Annotated in this window: 7 protein-coding genes and 1 pseudogene; 1 reads left to right on the forward strand and 7 read right to left on the reverse strand. The window is 65.9% G+C overall.

Annotated elements, in window-relative coordinates; all coding sequences use genetic code 11:
- Positions 1-12: 12 nt before the first annotated feature.
- Complete coding sequence (locus tag CSW59_RS19435) at positions 13-768, forward strand: DUF599 domain-containing protein (RefSeq protein WP_099445620.1); 756 nt, start codon at positions 13-15, stop codon at positions 766-768.
- 60 nt (positions 769-828) lie between these two features.
- Here CSW59_RS19435 and CSW59_RS19440 read toward each other — a convergent pair whose 3' ends face one another.
- From CSW59_RS19440 to CSW59_RS19470, 7 genes and pseudogenes are all read right to left on the reverse strand, one after another.
- Complete coding sequence (locus CSW59_RS19440) at positions 829-2,433, reverse strand: TolC family outer membrane protein (RefSeq protein WP_099445621.1); 1,605 nt, start codon at positions 2,431-2,433, stop codon at positions 829-831.
- A gap of 152 nt (positions 2,434-2,585) precedes the next feature.
- Positions 2,586-4,084, reverse strand: a pseudogene (locus CSW59_RS19445) (tryptophan halogenase family protein).
- 19 nt (positions 4,085-4,103) lie between these two features.
- Positions 4,104-5,210 (reverse strand): cupin-like domain-containing protein, encoded by a 1,107-nt coding sequence (locus CSW59_RS19450; RefSeq protein ID WP_201722875.1) that lies wholly within the window; start codon positions 5,208-5,210, stop codon positions 4,104-4,106.
- Positions 5,135-5,857: a SapC family protein gene (locus CSW59_RS19455; RefSeq protein WP_099445623.1), complete on the reverse strand. Its 723-nt coding sequence runs from the start codon at positions 5,855-5,857 to the stop codon at positions 5,135-5,137. Before CSW59_RS19455 ends, CSW59_RS19450 begins: the two co-directional genes overlap by 76 nt.
- A 99-nt stretch (positions 5,858-5,956) precedes the next feature.
- Complete coding sequence (locus tag CSW59_RS19460) at positions 5,957-9,061, reverse strand: TonB-dependent receptor (protein WP_236632276.1); 3,105 nt, start codon at positions 9,059-9,061, stop codon at positions 5,957-5,959.
- A gap of 390 nt (positions 9,062-9,451) precedes the next feature.
- Entirely contained in the window at positions 9,452-11,950 is a 2,499-nt protein-coding gene (gene galA, locus CSW59_RS19465) for a beta-galactosidase GalA (RefSeq protein ID WP_099445625.1), read from the reverse strand.
- An 88-nt stretch (positions 11,951-12,038) separates the two neighbouring features.
- Positions 12,039-14,696, reverse strand: coding sequence for a TonB-dependent receptor (locus CSW59_RS19470; RefSeq protein ID WP_099445626.1), 2,658 nt, complete (start codon positions 14,694-14,696; stop codon positions 12,039-12,041).
- Positions 14,697-14,781: the final 85 nt, after the last annotated feature.

The following is a 14,781-nucleotide window of genomic DNA, read 5'->3' on the forward strand; positions in this document are numbered from 1 at the left end:
TAGACTGACCTCATGCCGTTGCTCGACATCATCGTCCTCGTCACCTTCACGCTCTGCTGGCTGCTGTACGAGCCCATGCTCCGGCGGCTGGGCGCGGCTGGGGGCGTGCTCAACACCGACATGACGGTGATCCGCCGCCGATGGATGCAGGAGATGGCGGTGCGCGAGATCGCGCTGCTGGACGGCCAGTTGTTGGGCCACGCCATCAACTCGGCCAGCTTCTTCGCCTCGTCGAACCTGATCCTGATCGCTGCGGCGGCCGGGGTGCTGTTTGGCGGCGACAACGTCTGGAAGAGCGTGGAGGGCCTGGCGGTTCTGGCCAAGACCACGCCCATGATGTTCCAGATCAAGCTCGGTTTGGTGCTGATCGCCCTGGCGCGCGGCCTGCTCGACTTCATCTGGTCGATCCGCCAGATGAACTATTGTCTGGCGGCGATCGGCGCGACCCCGATGTGGGCCTCGCCGCGCGTGCTGGAAGAGTACGCCGAGGCGGCCGGCGGCATCCTCAACCCGGCCCTGTCGGCCTTCAACGCCGGCGTCCGCGCCTATTACTTCGCCCTGGCGGCGGCGTGCTGGCTGCTGGGCCCAATGCCTTTCCTGACCGCGACCCTGGGCGCCATGACCCTGCTGCTCTGGCGACAGCGTCGCAGCCGGGCCTCGATGGCGGTCCACAAGGTGCGCGAGATCCTGGAGCGCCAGCCGGTCGTGCACGGCCCGCACCTGACCAATCTGAAGCGCTCGTCGTCCCAGCCGAGGGACCGGGCCTAGAGCCTTCTCCGACCAACGTGACACGGCGATCGGATCGGTAAGAACCCCCAGCGCCGGTCTCTATTCGTCCTTCGGCGCGGTCGCGAGCGGTGCGTCGCTGTCGCTCAGCGACATCATCTCGCTCATCGACGGCGGCGGCGGGACCTTGTCCGCGGACACGGGCTTGGCCGGCAGTTCGCTCGATACCGGACGGATGGGCGTCGTGTCGCCCGGTTCCGGCTTCTTCGCCGCCATCGGCAGGGAGATCTTGTCCATGGTCTGGACGATAAAGTCCGTCGGCAGCATGCCCTTGTAGCGAACCTTCTTGAAGTTGCGGGTCGGGTCGTAGGCGGCCACGCCTGGGGCCAGGTCGCCGACCTCCAGCGTGCCCACCTGAGCCAACAGCTGGACGCGGCCAACATATTCGGTGGCCCGACCGCGCACGAAGCTGATCTGAGCGTTCTGCAGCTCGGCTTGGACGTTCAGCACTTCGATCGTGCTGCGCAGAGCAAAGCGCTCTTCCTCGCGCACGCCGTAGAAGGCGATCGTATTGGCCTTCATTTCCTCTTCGGTCGAAGCCAGCGCCTTGCGGGCGGCGGTCAGCTGGTTCCAATACTGAGAAACGCCCAGCACCATGTTGCGCCGAGCTTCTTCGATCAGCAGCTGGTCGCGATTGTTCTCCTCGATCGACTGGCGAACCTCGGCGTTCAGCTGCCCGCCCGCGAACAGGGGCTGGGTCAGGGTGATGCTCGCGGTGACGGTATCCGACCGCTCTCCTTCACGGTACGAATAGTAGGGACCGTTGCGATAGTTCGCGCGCGCCGAGATCGAGAACAGACGCTGGGCGCGCGCCTCGGCGACGGCCAAGCGGGAGGCCTTCTCGTTGAAGAGCGCCGTGTTCAGGGCCGGGTTGGATTCCTCCGCCTGGTTGAAGGCCTCGTCCAGCGTGGCGGGCAGGCCGTCGATATCCGGCTCGGGCTCCAGGTTGTCCGGCAGGCGTCCCACCAGGGCGGCGTAGCTGGCGGAGGTGATATTGAGCTGCGCCTGGGCGTTTGCGACCTGCGTGCTGGCCGACGCCAGGCGAGCCTTAGACTGCTGGACGTCGGTGAGGGTGACCTGGCGAACGTTGTACTTTTCCTCGGTGTCCTGCAGTTGCTTGCGGAGGAAGGCCTCGCCGCCTTGAGCAAGCCGCAACACCTCGCGATCACGCCGAACCGACACATAGGCGTTGGTGACCCGCACCAGCAGATCCATCTCAAGCCGACGGAGGTTCTCGCGAGACGCCTTGATCTGAGCCTCGACCCCAGCAAGACGCGCGGCATAGCGACCGTTGGTGTAGAGGGCCTGGCTGACCGACAGCTCGGTGGCTGGGTTTACCGCATCCTCCGCCGCCGGCGGGCGCAGGAGCGAGGCGCGAGTCTGCGGACCTTTGGCGTAGCCGTACTCCTCGCCCGTCGAAATGCTGGCCTGAGGGCCATACGCGGCCCGGGCCCGGGTGTAGTTCTCGTCCAGCGCGCGCAGGGCCGCTCGCTGGGCCTGAATGGTCGGATTGCTCTGGTAGGCGGCGGTAATCGCGTCGGCCATGGTGTCGGCCTGGGCCAGCTCGGCGCGCCCCATCACGGCCGCAGCGACGGCCAAGGCAATCGCGGATGTCCTAAGGGACAAGACTCTAGACAGCACTCGCATTTCCCTGACTTCCACGACCCCCGCCGATTGCGGCGGTTCAAGCCTCTATTTGTGGCTTAATCAAGAAGCGGGCGCACTGTCACCGGCCAAGTGACATTCTTGTCGCTCGATGTGACGGTCGCGCGCGCCGCTGGGCGCGGCCAAGCGCGCGATCAAGCGCTCTTGCTGATCGGCGGGGCGCAATAGGCGTCAAGGAAGGCCTGGTGCTGCGGCAGGCGGCTGACCGTCGTGGCGATGTTGCGCTTCAGGTCGTCCAGGGCCTGTTTCAACTGCTGCGGCGGCATCAGGCGGCCCATCGCGTGGAATGCCTGGGGCTGGACGCGCTGGCCCAGCAACACCTGCAGCCATGAGTCGACCTGGAACAGTTCGCCCGGCGCCTGATAGACCTGGGCGCTCTCTCGGAACAGTTCGATGCGTTGGGCCAAGCTGTCGGGGATCTGCATCTCGCGCACGCGGTCCCAGAACGGGCTGTCGCTCCGTTCGGTGGCCTTATAGTGCAGGATGATGAAGTCGCGGATCTTCTCCAGCTCGTCGTCGGCAAGGCGGTTGTAGCGGTCGATCGCGGCCTGGCTGATCCCCCGAACGGGAACAGCTGCATCAGCCGCGTGACGCCGACCATGATCAGGTGGATCGAAGTCGATTCCAGCGGTTCGACGAAGCCGCTGGAGAGGCCCAGGGCGACGACGTTCTTCTCCCAGGTCTTGCGGCGGCGGCCCGTGCGGTAGCGGATCAGGCGCGGCGGTATCAGGGTTTCGCCCTCGATCTCGCCCTGCAGCAGGGCCAGGGCCTCGTCGTCCGACATGTGTTCGTTGCAATAGACGAGGCCGTTGCCGACCCGATGCTGCAGCGGGATCTTCCAGCGCCAGCCGGCCCGGTGGGCGATGGCGCGGGTGTAGGGCTTGGCGGGCTCGGTCGAACGCGTCTGGACGGCCAGGGCGCTGTTGGTCGGCAGCCAGTGATCCCAGTCCTCGTAGCCGGCCTTCAGGGTCTGTTCGATCAGCAGCCCTCGGAAGCCCGTGCAGTCGATGAAGAGGTCGCCCTCCACCGCCTGGCCGGAGTCCATGACCAGCGCCTCAACAGAACCGTCGGTCCCGCTCTGGCGAACGCTGGCGATCTTGCCTTCGACGCGCTTGACCCCGTCGGCCTCGGCCATCCGGCGCAAGAACTGGCCGTAGAGGCCCGCGTCCAGGTGATAGGCGTAGTTGAGCGGGCCGTTCTCGCCCGTGAAGAACCGCTCGCCCTCGGCCGCCTTCAGCTCCAGGCAGTAGTCGCCCAGATCGCCGCCAAAGCCCTGGGCCTTGGCCTGCATCCAGAAGTGATGAAAACCGCCCATCCAGGTCGACTTGCCCACCTGGCCGAACGAGTGGATGTAGCGGTCCCCGATCTCGCCCCAGTTCTCGAACGCGATGCCCAGCTTGAAGGTCGCCTGGGTCGCCCGCATGAACTCGGCCTCGTCGATGCCGAGTAGGGCGTTGAAGGTGCGGGCCGTGGGGATGGTCGACTCCCCTACCCCCACCGTGCCGATGTCCTCGGATTCGACCAGGGTGATATCCAGAAGCGGACCGAGCTGTCGCGCGAGCGCGGCGGCGGCGGTCCAGCCGGCGGTGCCGCCGCCCGCGATCACCACCTTGCGGATCGTCTGCTGGGTCATGGCGTCCCTCCCTTGAATCCTATCGGTTGAGCCGGTCGAGCAGTTGCGCGCGCAGCCGCCGGGCGGTCATGGCGTCCATCGGCCCCAGCGGCCCGCGCGCGCCGTCCGGCAAATGCGCGCCGGCCCGGTCGGCGGGACCGAAGACATAGTAGTCGAACAGGCTCTTCCAGGCCTGCTTCTCGAAATCAGGGCGGTCCCGCAGGCTGAGCAGGCCGTGCAACAGGGTGTTCATCGGCGTGTCGGCATGGGCCGGCCCGGTGTTCCACCAGTAGTTCATCAGGACATTGAACGGCTCCAGCGCCTCGACCTGGTGCCACCACAGCGCCGGATAGACCAGCACGTCGCCGGGCTCCATCTCGGCCACTTGCGCGTTGGCCAGCGCCTCGCGGAAGCCAGGATGCGCCTCGAAGTCGGGGTTCTCGAAGTCGACCATGCTAACCACCTGGCCGCCGGGAGTCGGTTCCAGCGGGCCCGGATAGAGGTTGGCGACCTGATCAGGTGGAAAGAGCGTGAAGCGCCGTCGCCCCGCCGCACAGACGGCGATATTGTTCGACATGTCCCAGTGGGCGGCCGCCACCGTTCGGTTGCCGATCCAGATCCCAGCCATGGGCGGCTGATCGCCATAGACCTCCGGCCCGAGACCCAGATCGTTTTCGCTCTTGAGGCTTGGGAAATAGGCGTCCAGGTCCGCCGAGCCGACATAGACGGCGGGCGCGTCGTTGAGCGCCTCGACCGCCTCCAGACGACGCAGGAACTCCTCCAGCGGCGCGCGCACGGCCTTGAAGTTCACGGCCGCACAGGTCTCGTCGTAGAAGAACCGCCCTCGTATCTCGGGCCCTGCGGAATAGCCTACGACCCGCCCGCCCTGGTCGTGGGCGCGGATGTAGTCGCGGGCCGCCTGGCTGGATTCCAGGCCTTTCTGGACAATCGGCCAGTGACGGGCCAAGCCCTTGAATAGCATCGGGGTCTGGCCGGCCAGGATGGCGTCAAACGGAATCTCGGCCGGCGCAGCGACGACGGCCTCCAGCGTGCGGCGGGCCGTCAGGGCGCTCATGCCAGCCTGCCCCCGCGCCGCGTCTTGCGCGCGATCAGGTCCTCGATGTTGCCCATGGAGGCGATGATCCAGTGGGCGGCGCGCAGCAGGCCCGACTGGTGCAGCTTTTCGAGGTTCTCGCCCGTCACCGCCGCCAGCCGATCCGGCGCCAGGGTGAAGACGTCGGGCAGGTCGTAGCTCGTCCCATCGTCCAGCTTGATCTCGACGTCGATCGGCTCGATCAGACCCAGTTCGTCGAAGAAGGCGAACATCGGTCCGGCGATCTCCAGGCCGTCGTGGATCTGGCCCAAGGTCCGGCTCGCAGCCAGCAGATACGGCGCGTTGCCGCCGGCCGGCAGGAAGAGAGGCTCACCTTCGTCGCGGCTGACGCGCGGGTGATCGAGATCGACATGGATCATGGGTCGCGGCTCGCTCGCCACGGTGTCGCGCTGCAGGGCGATGGAGAAAGGCCCGCGCCGCTGCACCGCCGGCACGTAGCGAGCGTTCCAGCCTGTCTCGTCGAGGAAGAGGTTTTCGTCACGCTCCAGGCCCAGCAGGACCACGGCCTGGTAGGCGCCGGCGGCGTCCTTGCGGATCAGGATCGGATACTCGCGCTGCGCCGCCTCAAACTCAGTAGGCAGGATCAGGGTCTGGTTGATCGCATCGCCAAAGGCCGCGCCGTGGCCAGCGATCACCCGCAGATCGGCATGATCGACATTGTTCAGAAGCACTCGGTTCATCGGGGCCGCACTCACGCTGTCTTACGCGTACTTCAAAGGAAGAAAGGGGCCGCCGCAAGCGCGGCGGCCCCTCCTTAGGCTTTCTAGGTAACTCCAGCCCTAGAAGCGGTAGCGCGCGCCGAGCAGGAAGCGGCGATCCAGCTCTTGAGCGAACCACAGTTGGTTCGGGTCACGAGCGTAGGTGCGGACGTGCTCCTTGGTCAGGTTGATGCCTTCCAGCGAGATCGCCAGCTTCGGCGTGACGTCGTAGCTGATGTTGAAGTCGATCTGCGTGAAGGGCGCGACATAGACCGGGTTGCGCGAACCACCGCGGTTGGTGGCTTGCAGGAACTTGTCACGCCAGTTGTAGGTCAGGCGCGCCGAGATGCCGTTCTTGTCGTAGATCAGCGTGGCGTTGGCCGTGTCCGACAGACCCAGCAGCGCAAACTGGTCTTGCGACGGGCTCGCGCCGTTGTCGAATTCGACATCGCCGCGCACCATCGTATAGGCCGCCGAGACGCCGAAGCCGGTGTCGCCGAAGAAGTGCTGAGCCGCGATTTCGAAGCCGTGGATCTTGCCGGTCCGGTTGTTGATCGGCTGGGACACCTGGAAGTTCATCAGCGGATCGGTGCTGTTCGGCGCGATGTCCACCGCAGCCAGGATCTGGTCGACGAAGGCTTGGTTCAGGTCGCCGCTAGCGCCACGATTGGCCTGGAACTGCGCCTGGGCGGCCGCGGCCGAACCGGTGGTCTGCAGCAGGGCCGTCATCGTGAACAGGTTCACATCGGTCCGGTCGGCGCCAATCGACGTCAGGATCGCCCGAGCCTGACCCGAGCGGGTGCCGTCCTGGCCAGAGCTGACGTCACGCAGACCAAACAGGTTCTGGGTGAAGGTCCCGGTGCCCACGAAGTTGTTGACGCGCTTCTCGAAGAAGCCGGCCGAGATGAAGCTGCTGGGCTTGTAGTACCACTCCAGCGAGACGTCGAAGTTGTCCGAGATCAGCGGCTCCAGGTCCGGGTTGCCGCTGGTGCCGAGCGGGATGGCGCCGTTGGCGATCGGACGGTTGGGCGTGCCCACCGTTTGCGAGGCGAACAGGTTGCCATAGTCCGGACGGGCGATGGTGCGGCTGAACGAGAAGCGGCCGATCAGGTCGTCACGAAGGTCGATGCTGAAGTCCAGGGCCGGCAGCAGGTTGTTGTATTTCCCGTCGCCCGACAGCGGCGAGAAGGTGCTGGCGGTGTCGAGGCGGAAGTCGTTGTCGGCCGTCCAGACGATGGCGCTGGGCGTGCGGATCAGCGAGGTCGAGGTCACCTCGGTCCGCTCATAGCGAACGCCGGTGACCAGGGTCGCCGGGCGCCCCGCCAGTTCGGACTTCCAGGTGACCTGGGCGTAACCAGCCAGGATGTCTTCGTCGACCTGGTTGTTGCCTTGACCCGTGACGCCCACCGCGTTGCCGCGAGCGACATAGGCCGCCGACATGGCGTTGTAGAGGTCGATCGCGTTGGCGCGGAACGAGACGAGGCCCGCGCCGGACTGCTGCAGATCAAAGTCGTTGAACTGGCAGGCCATGCAGAAGGACTTGACCAGATTGCCGGCGAACTGCTGCACGTCACGCGGGTTGGAGATGCCCCAGCTGCCCAGGTCCTGCTGGGTCGAGCTGGACGATTGGGTCATCTTCGACGTGCGGTAGTTGAAACCGGCGTCGAAACGGCTGCCGTTGTCGTCAAGATCCCAGGTCAGGTCGCCCCGGATTTCCTTGACTTCGTGCTGCTGGCGGTTGGTCCAGGTGCGGGCCACCTGGCTGCCCAGGTCGCCGACATCCATCACGCCGTTGCCGTTGCCACGGGGGGCCGCGTCGTTGATCGTGATCCTCTGGATCGGAACCGAGCCGCTGAAGTCCACCGAGTGCGACGAGACGATAGGCGCGCCGATCGAGACCGTCGTCGAGCTGGTGCCGTTCGGGGAATCTGGTCCGGAGTCGGCCTTCGAGATGTGACCGTCCAGGCTGACGCGCACGCGGTCGGAGAGATCCCACTCGGCGTTCAGGCCGTAGGACTTCAGGGTGTCTTCGTTGCTGCGATACTGCTGCTCGAAGCCCATGTCCTTGGTGCCGCTCAGGGTTTCCGAGAGCAGGACGGCCGTCGCCACGACGGGATTGGTGTCGAAGGTGACGCGGTCGAACGGACGGTTGAACCAGTTGGTGCTGTCGTTGCGGCGCTCGAACGATTTGTTCTGCGCGTACAGCACGTCGGCCGTGATCGTCAGGCTGTCGGTCGGGCGATACTGCGCCGTCAGCTGGCCGTTGATCCGCTCACGCTCGCCTTGCGAGAAGTGGTAGCGGCTGTCGTTGGGGATCGCCACCAGGGTCGAGCCGCTGGCCGGCGCGTTGGTGATCTGGGTGGCGCCGCCGTTGCGGACGAAGCCGTTGGCCGGATTGATGAAATCCGAATAGGTGCGGATGTTCCAGTCGTTCGACGTGACGCTGCGGCTGGTGAAGTCGCGCTTCTGGTAGGCGCCGAACAGGGCGACGCCGAACTTCTTGTCGTCGTCGGTCCAGTTCAGCAGGCCCGAGACTTCCGGCGTGATCTTGTGGCCGAAGTCGTCGACCTTCTTCTCCATGCTCGTGTCGTAGACGCCCTTGATGCCGACGCTGCCGCTCAGGCCGCTTTCGCGCGCGTCCAGCGGATGACGGGTCTTGACGTTGATCGTGGCGCCGATGCCACCCGACGGAATGGCCGCGCGGCCGGTCTTGTAGACCTCCAGCGTGGTCACGCCTTCCGAGGCGAGGTTCGAGAAGTCGAACGAACGGCTGGTGCCGCCGGCGGTGTCCGACGATTGGTCGCCGCCGACCGTGGCGACGTTGGCCGTCGGCATGGTGCGGCCGTTCAGGGTCACGAGGTTGAAGCCGCCGCCGAAGCCGCGCACCGTGACCTGAGAGCCTTCGCCGTTGGTGCGGTCGATGGACACGCCGGTGATCCGCTGCAGCGATTCAGCCAGGTTGGTGTCCGGGAACTTGCCGATGTCTTCGGCCGAGATGGCGTCGACCACGCCGCTATTGGTGCGCTTGATCTCGATCGAACGCTCGAGCGAGGCGCGGATGCCCGTGATGACGATCTCATCGACGGTGGTGTCGGAAGTCTGCTGAGCCAGAACCGGGCTGGCGAACATGGCCGCTGTGATGGCGACACAAGAGGCAGACGCGTTCAAGCGACGAAGCCGCTTCATAGCCGTTCCCCCTAATAAAGCCCTCTGTGGGGCGATGTTATTGTTGCGATCCGGAAGCATTTCCCGGCCGCTCTTCCCGTTCTTGCGCCTGATAGACAACCAGGGCACGAGAGACGAGTTAGCGCTAACATTGGTCACTGACCGCTGCAATGACAAAAATGACAGCGCTAGCAATCTTTTTTCAAGCGATTTTTCGGCTCATTGTTACGACAAATCAGCCCGACCGGGGACGCTCTTCGGCGGCGCCGCACAAGGCCATGCCCGACACTTCGCCGAAAGGTTGATTATTTCAGCGCGGTAACCGGTTTCCAGGCGCAGAAATGCATCGAGGCGAGCGTCCTTTGCTGGACGCCCGCCTCGCCTGAGCTTCGAAAATTTCGCAGTGCGGCGTTAGCCGGCCGTCAGCTCCACCGTCGCGCTTTTCAAGCCGACGGCGCTGGCGACCACCCGCCCTCGCCCAGATTGATTCTGACGGGTGCGGACGATGGCCTGGGCGAGCCCGTTGAACGCCTTGCGCTGCGGGGCGACGTCCGGCTCATGGCTCGTTGGATTGCCATTGCCGACGCCAATCAGGTCAATCGGACCCGAAAGCTCGAAGCGCACCAGATCATCGGCGCGAGGAACCGCCCGCCCTTTGGCGTCCAGAACCTCGACCTTCAGCACGGCCACGTCCTGGCCGTCGGCGGCGAGGCGCGCGCGATCGGCGGTCAGACGCAAGGCGGCGGGCGGGCCGGCGGTCTCGCGGCGCTGGCGCAGGATCACCTTGCCGTTCTTGTAGCCGTGCGCCTCCAGCACGCCCGGGGCGTAGGGCACGGACCACTCGACGTGATGATTGGGCTTCACCTCGCGAACGCCCTGGCTCTTGCCGTTCAGGAACAGCTCGACCTTGTCGCAATTGCTGTGCGCCCAGACCGCGATCGGCTGGCCCTCGCGCCCCTCCCAGTTCCAGTGCGGCAGAAGATGCAGCAGAGGCTCCGACCGCCACCAGGCGCGGTAGTAGTAGTAGTTGTCCTTCGGGAAGCCGCAGGTGTCGAAGGCGCCGAAGTGCGAGCTGATGCTGGGCCAGCGGTTGAACGGCGTCGGCTCGCCCCGATAATCGAAGCCCGTCCAGATGAAGCCGCCCGCCATCCAGGGCCGGTCGGCCGCGTGGCTCCACCACTTCTCGGCCGTCGTCGCCCACCAGGGGTGGTCGGTATCGTAGGCCGGGACATAGGACTTGGCCTCGTCGCGCGCATACTCGCCGCGCGTCGACACCACGCTGGCGCTCTCGGTGCCGATGATCGGCATGTTCGGGAAGCGGGCGTGGAAATCGTCCATCTTCTCGTGGCGGTAGTTGAAGCCCTGCACGTCGATGACCGCGCTGATGCCCTCGCCAAAGCCATTGTCCATGGCGGCGATGACCAGGCGGGTTGGGTCGAGCCGGTTGACCAGACGCTTCATCGTCTTAGCGACCTTGACGCCGCGCGCGGTCGCTTGCTGTGGCTCCTCATTGCCGATCGACCACAGGATCACTGAGGGGTGGTTGCGGTCGCGGCGGACCAGACGCTCCAGCTCGCTCATCGAGGTCGGGTCGCTGGACATGCGGCGGGTCTCGTCGATGACCAGGATCCCCATGCGGTCGCAGGCGTCCAGCAGCTCGGGAGTCGGCGGGTTGTGCGCGGCGCGATAGGCGTTGTTGCCCATCGACTTCAGCTGCTCCAGCCGCCAGACCTGCAGCGCGTCCGGGATCGCCGCGCCGACGCCGGCGTGGTCCTGGTGGTTGCAGCTGCCCTTCAGCTTCACCGGCTTGTCGTTCAGGAAGAAGCCGTTGGCCGGGTCGAAACGGATCGAGCGGACGCCAAAGCGCGTGACGAAGCGATCCACGACCGCGCCGCCGACCTTGGCCTCGGTGACCAGGGTGTAGAGGTGCGGGTTCTCGAGGCTCCACAGCACCGGATTGGCCAGGGTCACCGTCTGGGACAGGCTCTGGCGCTCCCAGGCCGGCAGGCGGCCGGCGGCGGGGGCGACGGCCAGCACCGGCTTGCCGGCGGCGTCCAGCACCGCGTGTGAGACCTCGAAGGCCTGGGCGGCGTCGGACTCGTTGACGAGGTCGGTGTCGATTTGGACGGTCCCATCGACCTGGGCGCGGACGAAGACGCCCCATTGCGGCACGTGCACAGGCGCGGTCTTGACCAGCCAGACGTGGCGGTAGAGCCCCGCCCCTTCGTAGAACCAGCCCTCGCCCAGGCTGGCGTCGACGCGCACGGTGATCAGGTTGTCGCCGCCGATATTGGCGATGTCGGTGATGTCGACGCGGAATGGCGAGTAGCCGCTTTCCTCGCGTTCGAGAATGTAGCCATTGACCATCACCAGGGTGTCGCGGAAAGCGCCGTCGAACTCGATCGACAGGCGCTTTCCGGCGTCGCTGGCCGGCAGGGCGAAGGTCTTGCGGTACCAGCCGACGCTGGTCTCAGGGAAGCCGCGCCCGACCGCCTTGTAGCCGTGGGCGGCCAGCACGTCCTCGTCGTCCGGCTTGCCCGAGGGCTTGTAGTTGGCATTGTTGACGAACGGCAGCTCCACGGCCCAGTCGTGCGGCAGGGTCACCGGCTTCCAGGCGCTATCGTCGAAATCCTTCTGCGCGGCGGCGGCCACCCACCAGTTAGGCGAGTTCGCGCCGGCCTTGGCGTAGGTGCGCTGATTGCCGCCGAAGTCGAAATCCTTGGCCGGATCCGAGGCGTGCCCCAGGGCGAAGCGCCAGCCGAAATCCAGCGACGCACGCTCGCGCGGCGCAAGGTCGATGGCGGCGGCGGCGGCGGGCGCGGTGACAGCAGCGGCAGCGCGCGGAGCGTTGGCCAGGAGGGCGGCGCCCCCAGCGGCGGCCAGGGCCTGGCGTCGGTTGATCTGGGCCATGGGACGAGCCTCTCGATAAATCAAAAAAATGGGGAGGAGGCGCAAGGCCTCCTCCCCAGCGCAGGGAACGTCAGGGAGGATCGACGCTCTAGAACTTGAAAGTGACGTCCATCAGGTAGCGACGACCATAGGAGTCGTAGCGACCGATACGGTTCGGATCGTTGTCGCGGTACATGCGCAGCGTCTCGTTGGTCAGGTTGTTGACCTGCAGGCGGACGCTGACGTTCTCGCTGATCTTGTAGGACGAGCTGAAATCGAGGGTCTTTTCGCTTTCCAGCGTCTGAAGGTCCGAGCCGTTCCAGCCGTAGATGACCGTCATCGGCGAGTGGTACTTCCAGCCCAGACGCGCTTCGATCGGACCGTCGGCGTACCACAGGTCGACCGTGGCGGTGTGCTTGGCCAGACCGGTCATCCGCAGCGGATTGTTGGCCGGCGAGAACTCCTTCAGGTTCGATTCCACGTGGGCGTAGTTCGAGTAGATCCCGAACTTGCTGAGCGGCCCCGGCAGGAAGAAGAACGGCGTCTGGAACGTCAGCTCCACGCCCTGGATGTGGCCGCTGCCGCCATTGGCGGGGCTGGCGACCGTATAGGTCTGGCCGCCGAACACGACCGGGGTCTGCTTCCAGCCGATGTAGGAGTCGACGTCCTTGTAGTAGTAGGACAGCGCCACCAGGGCTTCAGGACGGAAGTAGTATTCGGCCGAGGCGTCGAACTGGGTCGCTTCGAACGGCTTCAGATTCGGGTTGCCGGCGCTGCCGGTCCACGGCGACCAGTTCGACAGGCTGCGGCTAGCGCGCAATTCGTCGAGCGGCGGACGGGCGATGACCTTGGCCAGACCCAGGCGCACGATCTTGCCGCCGCCGAAGTCCAGCTTGGCGTTCGCCGAGGGCAGGACGTCGGTGTAGTCGTTGCTGACCGTGGCCGCCACGAAGGCGCTGACGGTGTTCTGCTGCAGACCTTCGCTGTCGGTCTGAGTATGCACGACACGGGCGCCGATGTTACCGGAGACCCAGGCGCCGGCCGGACCGTCGGCGGCGAAGTTCAGCTTGCCGTAGCCTTCATAGACCCTCTCCTGGACAGTCCAGCGCTCGGCCAGCTCCTCGGTCGCTTTGGAGACGTCGAAGGCGTTCGCGCCGTAGGCGATGGCCGCGATCTTGTCGATGTCGCCGGTCAGGATCGCCGGAACGTTGGCGCCCTCGCTCAGCGTGTAGGCGGTGAGCATGCTGGCCGGGATCGTCGCGCCGGTGGCGGTCGGGGCGTAGCTGAAGCTGCTGTGGCTCTTGACGCGGTCCGAGGCGCGAACGCCGAACTGAACGCTCTTGAATGCGCCGTCGCCGCCGAAGTCGCGGGTGAAGTCCAGCGCCGCGGCCTTCAGCTCGTCGTTCAGGTGCTCGGGGCCGTCATAGGAGCCAGCGAGATCGGCCGTCTGGGTCAGGCTCAGGCTGTCTTGGCTGGTGGTGATGGTCGGCGTCTTACCGGCGCGCCAGTCGAAGCTGGTCCAGGTCGGATAAGACTCGAAGCGGACGGCCTTCCAGGTGTTGGTGCGCTCGGCCTTGGAGTAGGACAGGTCGCCCGCGACGGTCCACAGGTCGCTCGTCCACTTGCCGTTCAGGCCGCCGGCGAACAGGTCCTTGTCTTCGCTATACTTGGCCAGCACGGTCTGCACCGAGCTGAAAGGTAGGCGAGCCGCGACCACGGTGTTGTTGATCAGCGTGTAGGACGCGCCAGCGGCGTTGTAGACGCCGTCATTCCAGCCGATGTTATTCGTGCCGGTGTTCCAGTTGCCCCAGTTGTTGGCGCCCCAGACGGTCTGGTCCTGGACCTCGGTGATCTTGATCTTCGAGTAGAGAGCGTCGGCCTTTAGCTCGAAATTGTCAGTCGGCTTGTACTGCAGGCCGCCCGAGACGCCGGTGCGCGTCTGGTCGATGCGGCTGGCCGACATCTGAGCGCCCCAGGGGGTGGCGTCGAGCTTACCGTCGCGGTTCAGGTCGCTGCTGTAGTCGCTGGCGCCAGCGGGCGGACGGGCGTTCGAGTCGTTGTAACCCCAGCCCGTGAACGAGCCATAGCCGTTCTTCTGCTTCTGGCTGGTGAGGCCCAGAACGACGGCGAGGTCGTCGTTGATCTTGTGAACCCACGAGCCCGAGGCGCGATAGCCGGTCTGGCCATAGTTCGGGATGTCCTTGCCGCCGTCGTAATAGACCGGGCCGGCGCGCAGCACGAAGGCCGGACCGCGATAGTCCAGCGGGGCGATCGTGTTGATGTTGATCGTGGCGGCGACGCCGCCGGCGATCAGGTCGGCCGATTGCGACTTATAGACCTCGACGCCGGAGACGACTTCCGACGGATAGATTTCCCAGCGGACGTTGCGGTCCGGCTCGGACGAGGCGACCTCGCGGCCGTTGATCGTGCCCAGCACCAGGCGCGCGCCCAGGCCGCGAACCACAGCCTGGCTGTCGTTGCCGCGGTCGCGGGTGGCGTTGACGCCCGGCAGGCGAGCGATGGACTCGGCGATGGTCACGTCGGGCAGGACGCCGATGTCCTTGGCCGAGATGGCTTCGACGACCTTGTCGGAGCCCTGCTTCACGGCCAGGGCGTCGCGCAGGCTCTTGCGGACGCCAGTGACGACGACCTCCTCGACCTGGGCGGCGTCGCCGGCGGGGGCTGGCGTGGTTTGGGCGTGAGCACTAGCGGCCACGAGCATGGCCAAGCCGCTGGCGGCGGCGAAGAGCATGGAATGACGAGTCATGGTTTCCCCCTCGAGGAGCGGCGCCACGCTTCGTCCGGCGGGGCTACCAATAGGATCTTAAGTGAACTTGAGCGCTAATTATCAT

The organism is Caulobacter sp. BP25 (genome assembly GCF_002737755.1).
Taxonomy (GTDB): Bacteria; Pseudomonadota; Alphaproteobacteria; order Caulobacterales; family Caulobacteraceae; genus Caulobacter.